At 40.1% G+C, this 1,685-nt stretch carries 2 protein-coding genes; both read left to right on the forward strand.

Annotated features, from left to right (window positions below):
- The coding region (murB, locus tag HMPREF0519_RS12600) for a UDP-N-acetylmuramate dehydrogenase (protein ID WP_003636793.1) at positions 1 to 653 on the forward strand (653 nt) is incomplete at its 5' end.
- Positions 654 to 720: 67 nt separating this feature from the next.
- On the forward strand, positions 721 to 1,685 hold a 965-nt coding region (locus HMPREF0519_RS12605), incomplete at its 3' end, for a cation:proton antiporter (RefSeq protein WP_003636795.1).

Genomic DNA, 1,685 nt, shown 5'->3' on the forward strand with positions numbered 1-1,685 from the left:
GAATTCGTCATCATAACACAATTGTTGCGGATGCAGGAGCTGCGTTAATTGATGTCACTAAGGTCGCTCAGGCTCAGTCATTAACTGGGGTCGAATTTGCAGCAGGGATTCCCGGAAGCGTTGGTGGAGCAATATTTATGAATGCCGGCGCTTATGGTGGAGATATTGATGACGTTGTCACTGGCGCCGAAGTTTTAACGTCTGATGACAAGGTTATTCATCTTGATTTTCACCAGCTGGATTTTGGTTACCGTCATTGCAGTGTTCAGGATAATCATCAAATTGTGCTTTCCGCGACATTTTCGCTAACTTCTGGAATTGCTGAAAAAATTCAGAAGCAAATGAATCATTTAAATCAATTAAGAGAAAGTAAACAACCATTGGAATTGCCTTCATGTGGTAGTGTTTTTAAACGGCCAAAGGGATATTTTGCAGGAAAGCTTATTCATGAAGCCGGCCTTCAGGGCTTTCAAATTGGTGGTGCACAAGTATCAACTAAGCATGCCGGCTTTATTGTTAATGTTGATCATGCAACGGCGACGGACTATTTAAATGTCATTGCACATGTTCAAAAAACCGTTTTTGATAAATTCGGAGTCCATTTAGAAACAGAAGTTCGAATTATTGGTGAAGAATCAGTAAAGAGTTTATAGATATAGAAATAACTCATTTTTTAGGTATGAGGAGTTTCATACAAGTATCATTAAGAGGAGTGGATCAATGCACATACTTGAAGCGGTCATATTACTCATGACGTTAGTGGTTATTTCTAATGTTATCGATCATTTTATTCCGGCAATTCCGGTAAGTTTAATCCAAGTTGCTTTAGGCCTTGGCCTTGCGCTGGTTCTTCATATATCAATTCCATTGGAAACGGACTGGTTCCTACTTCTTTTTGTCGCACCACTCCTTTTTAATGATGGGCGACGATTTCCGAAGAAGGAGCTGTGGAAGTTACGTGGACCGATTTTGGCAAATGCCATTATATTGGTTTTTCTGACGACTTTGTTGGGCGGTTTATTATTTCATGCCCTTATTCCCGCAATGCCGTTTTCAGTTAGTTTTGCGTTGGCAGCCATTTTATCACCAACCGATCCAGTAGCTGTTCAATCAATTTCTCAAAGAGCTAATCTACCTGAGGCGGTTCTGCATATTGTTAGCGGTGAAAGCTTAATCAATGACGCAAGTGGTTTGATTGCCTTTAAGTATGCGATTGCAGCAACCGTAACCGGTGTATTTTCGATCAAAGCTGCAGCAATTGATTTTTTCTATATCAGTATTATGGGATTCGCAAGTGGCGTAATTGTAATCGCAATTATTTTGATGGTGGAAAACTGGCTTTATCGTCAAGGAATTAATGACGTTATTTTTAGTACAGTTCTTCGGGTTACGACACCATTTGTGGTTTACTTAATTACTGAAGAGTTATTTCATGCATCCGGCGTGATAGCAGTGGTGGCTGCCGGAATTGTTTTTCATTTTTACGGGACTGCACCAGATCGCAGTCAACCGGAATTGACGCTTGTGAGTGAAAAAACCTGGGATATCATTATTTATACACTGAACGGAATCGTCTTTTTGATTTTGGGAATTGAATTGCCAATTGCAACAACCAATGTGATTGAAAACGATAAGATTAATACGTTTGCGGCGTTTGGGATCTCGTTTGTGGCTTGGCTAATTTT

The organism is Lentilactobacillus hilgardii DSM 20176 = ATCC 8290 (assembly GCF_000159315.1).
Taxonomy (GTDB): domain Bacteria; phylum Bacillota; class Bacilli; order Lactobacillales; family Lactobacillaceae; genus Lentilactobacillus; species Lentilactobacillus hilgardii.